The organism is Caulobacter sp. HMWF025, from assembly GCF_003060965.1.
In the GTDB taxonomy this organism is placed as follows: Bacteria; Pseudomonadota; Alphaproteobacteria; order Caulobacterales; family Caulobacteraceae; genus Caulobacter.
The window spans coordinates 1-3,906 of record NZ_QAII01000029.1; the positions used below are offsets into that span (position 1 = coordinate 1).

Annotated in this window: 5 protein-coding genes; all 5 read left to right on the forward strand. The window is 65.6% G+C overall.

Going from position 1 to position 3,906, the window contains the following annotated elements:
- Window positions 1–273, forward strand: a 273-nt coding sequence (locus tag DBR10_RS03440; protein ID WP_272482601.1) for a carboxyl transferase domain-containing protein, incomplete at its 5' end; no start/stop codon positions are given.
- An 81-nt stretch (window positions 274–354) separates the two neighbouring features.
- Window positions 355–1,323: a GTPase Era gene (gene era / locus DBR10_RS03445; RefSeq protein ID WP_108505916.1), complete on the forward strand. Its 969-nt coding sequence runs from the start codon at window positions 355–357 to the stop codon at window positions 1,321–1,323.
- Entirely contained in the window at window positions 1,316–2,161 is an 846-nt protein-coding gene (locus DBR10_RS03450; RefSeq protein WP_108505915.1) for an arylamine N-acetyltransferase family protein, read from the forward strand. The genes era and DBR10_RS03450 overlap by 8 nt, the downstream gene beginning before the upstream one ends.
- Window positions 2,162–2,893, forward strand: a complete 732-nt coding sequence (gene recO / locus DBR10_RS03455) for a DNA repair protein RecO (RefSeq protein WP_108505914.1) — start codon at window positions 2,162–2,164, stop codon at window positions 2,891–2,893.
- Between the two features lie 50 nt (window positions 2,894–2,943).
- A partial coding sequence (locus tag DBR10_RS19655; protein WP_233243242.1) for an alkaline phosphatase D family protein occupies window positions 2,944–3,906 on the forward strand: 963 nt, incomplete at its 3' end.

The window sequence follows — 3,906 nt, forward strand, 5'->3', positions numbered from 1 at the left end:
GCCTGGCCCACCGCCGAGATCGCGGTCATGGGGGCCAAGGGGGCGGTCGAGATCATCTTCCGGGCCGAGGCCAAGGACCCCGTCGCCCTGGCCGCCCGCGAGGCCGAGTACAAGGACGCCTTCGCCAATCCGTTCGTCGCCGCCAGCCGCGGCTATATCGACGACGTCATCATGCCCCACGGCACTCGCCGCAGGATCGTCCGGGGTCTCAAGTCCCTCAAGGGCAAGGAACTCACCAACCCCTGGAAGAAGCACGACAACATTCCCCTGTGAGCCATCTCGTGGGCGGCTGGATGCAGTGAGTACGGCCAAGGGGGGAGGCTTTTGGGCCGCGCTGTGCTACAGGCACGCGCAATGACTGACACCACCTCCCAAAACGCCCGCCCCGAAAACACCCGGGCAGGCTTCGCCGCCATCATCGGGGCTCCGAACGCCGGCAAGTCCACCTTGGTCAACCGCATGGTCGGGGCCAAGGTTTCCATCGTCACCCAGAAGGTCCAGACCACGCGCTTTCCGGTGCGCGGTGTGGCCATGCACGGTGAGGCCCAGATTATCCTGGTCGACACCCCCGGCATCTTCAGCCCGCGCCGTCGGCTGGATCGCGCCATGGTTCGTTCGGCCTGGAGCGGCTCCGAAGAAGCCGAGGTGACGGTTCATCTCGTCGACGTGCAGGCCGAGCTGGCGTCGCGCATCGACAAGGCCACGCCTGCCGAGTTTCGCTCCGTGCAGGACGTCCAGACCATTATCGAAGGCCTGAAGTCGGCCAATCGCAAGGTCATCCTGGCCCTGAACAAGATCGACGGCGTCAAGCGCGAGACGCTGCTGGCCGTCACACAGGACCTCTTCGACACCGGCGTCTATTCCGAGGTCTTTATGATCAGCGCCGCCACCGGCGCGGGCGTCGATGACCTGCTGGCCAAGCTGGCCTCGATGATGCCGCTCAGCCCCTGGCTCTATCCCGAAGACCAGACCGCTGACCTGCCGGCCCGGCTTCTGGCCGCAGAGATCACCCGCGAGAAGATCTATCTGCGGGTCCACGAAGAGCTGCCCTATGCCGCCTCGGTGGAGACGACGGCCTTTGAGGAGCGTGCCGATGGCAGCGTTCGGATCGAGCAGACAGTCTATGTCGAGCGCGACGGCCAGCGGATCATCGTGCTGGGCAAGGGCGGTCAGACCCTGAAGTGGATCGGCCAGGCTTCGCGCGAAGAGCTGTGCGACATTCTCGACCGCAAGGTGCACCTGTTCCTGCACGTCAAGGTCAAGGAGAACTGGGCCGAGGAGCGGGGCCTGTTCAGCGACATGGGCCTGGACTTCGATGTCTAAAGGACCAGGCGTCGACCTGGACGCCTATCTGGCTCGGATCGGTTATGACGGCCCGCGCGAGCCGACCCTTGCCGTGCTGCGCGAGATCTGCCGGATGCACCCCGGAGCGATCCCGTTCGAAAACATCGACGTCCTGCTGGGTCGCCCGATCAGCCTGGATCCGGCCCAGATCGATGCCAAGCTCATTGGGGCAGGGCGGGGTGGCTACTGCTACGAGCAGAACAGCCTGCTGAAGCGGGCGCTCAGCCAGTTGGGCTTCGAAGTCGCCGGTCTGATGGCTCGGGTGCTGTGGTTGGTCCAGCCCGGTGCCCCCGCCCGGCCGCGCTCGCATATGGTGCTGGGCGTGCAGATCGAGGGCGAAACCTGGCTTGCCGACGCCGGGTTCGGTGGCTGTGTGCTGACCGCGCCCCTGAAGCTTTTTGCCGATGGCGAGCAGGCCAGCCCCAACGGACCTTTCCGGATCGTCGATGCCGCGCCCGAACTGGGCATTGAACGCCAGGTTCAGGCCAACCTGTCCGGAACCTGGAGCCCGCTCTATCAGGTGGCCAAGGGCAGCTGGGCCGACATCGACTATGAGCAGGTCAACTTCTACACCTACACCCATCCCTCCTCGCACTTCACCTGGAGCATGACGGTCGGACGGACCACGCCGACGGCCCGCTATGCCCTGAAGAACAACCGGCTGACCCACCGCGATGCGACGGGTGGGCTGGTTTCGCAGCGGGATCTCTCGGTGGATGAGCTGGAGGCCGCTCTGCGCGACCTGATCGGCCTGCCGGTAGAGGCCGACTGGCGACCGGTGCTGGAGAAGGTCGTGGGCTGGGGAACCCCGACCTAGGTGGAATGGGAGGACGAAGCCTTTGTGCTGTCCGCGCGCATCCACGGCGAGACCAGCGCCATTGTCGAACTGCTGACCGAAACGCACGGAAAGTTCGCGGCTCATGTCTCGGGGGCGGCTTCCCGTCGGATGAAGCCATTCCTCCAGCCGGGCTCCCGGGTCATTGCCCGCTATCGTGCCCGGATGTCTGACCAGTTGGGCTCAGCCAGTCTTGAGCCGATGGGCGAGGGCGTGGCCTCGCTGTTCGACGACTCGCTGGCGCTTGCCGGCCTGTCTTCTGCGGCCTCGCTGGCAGCCGGTGCCTTGCCCGAGCGCGAGGCTCATCCCGGTGCGTTCCGGGCGCTCGAAGCCCTGCTGGGTGTCCTGCAGATCCGCGAGATCTGGCCGGCAGTCTATGTGCGCTACGAGGCCGGGCTGTTGCAGGAACTGGGCTTTGGTCTCGACCTCTCCAAATGTGCGGCGACGGGGACGTTCGACGACCTGATCTATGTCAGTCCGCGTACCGGCCGCGCCGTGAGCCGGGCGGCCGGCGAGCCCTATCGCGACAAGCTTCTGCCCTTGCCGCCCTTTCTGCTGTCAGCCCAAGGTGGGCTGGCAGAGGGCGACGTGAAGAAGGGCCTGGATATCACCGGCCACTTTCTCGAGCAGTTCGTGTTCGGACCGCTGAACCGCCCGCTGCCACCGACGCGGGTCTGGTTACTGGACCGACTGGCGGAAGCGGGGCGGCTTTAAGAACCGTCACAAAGGCACGATAACGCCAAGTTCCAGCTCAGGAGTTGCCGGTGTCCAACCTTCTCGATCGCTATGCCCTGTCCCGCCGCCGGGCCCTGGCCACCTTCGGTGGTCTTGCCGCCGGGATGCTTTCGATCCCCCTGCTGAGCGGGCAGGCCATCGCGCAGCCGGTCTTCGCGATCTATCCGTTCCAGCTGGGTGTCGCATCCGGTGACCCACAGCCGGACGGCTTCGTCATCTGGACACGCCTGGCTCCCGAGCCGTTTGAAATCGGTTACGGCATGCCGAGCGCGCCGGTCGAGGTCTCCTGGGAAGTCGCATCGGACGCAGGCTTCAGGACGGTCGTGGCCAAGGGCACCGCTGTCGCCATGCCCGAACTGGGCCACGCGGTCCATGTAGAGGTCGGCGGCCTCGAGCCGAGCCGCGACTACTGGTACCGCTTTGTCGCCGGCAAGGAGCGCAGCCTGACCGGCCGCTCGCGGACGACCCCCGCTCTGGGCGCGACCGTCGACCGCGTTTGCTTCGCGATCGCCGGCTGCCAGAACTACGAGCAGGGGTACTACACCGCACATCGGCGCCTTGCCGAAGAGAGCCCCGACTTTGTGTTCTGCTACGGCGACTACATCTATGAGGGGCGCGGGAACCGGATCTGGAACAGCAGCCGGGGTCCGGTTGAGAACGTTCGCCAGCATTTCGGCGGCGAGATCTACAGCCTCGACGACTACCGGCGGCGTTATGCCCAGTACAAGATGGATGCCGATCTGCAGGCGGCCCATGCTGCGGCTCCCTGGTTCGTCGTCTGGGACGACCATGAGATCGACAACAACTGGGTCGCGGATCTGGACCAGGACGGTGTTGACCCGAGGGTCTTCAATCTGCGCCGGCAGGCCGCCGTACAGGCCTACTTCGAGAACATGCCCCTGCGGCCGAGCAGCTTCCCGGTCGGCACGACGATCCAGCTTTACCGGCGGGCCAGCTTTGGAGGTCTGATGGATCTCAACCTGCTCGACACC

Excerpts from the sequence above, each read along its gene's own strand:
- era (WP_108505916.1), top strand. The coding sequence starts at position 355 with ATGACTGACACCACCTCCCAAAACGCCCGCCCCGAAAACACCCGGGCA.
- DBR10_RS03450 (WP_108505915.1), top strand. The coding sequence starts at position 1,316 with ATGTCTAAAGGACCAGGCGTCGACCTGGACGCCTATCTGGCTCGGATC.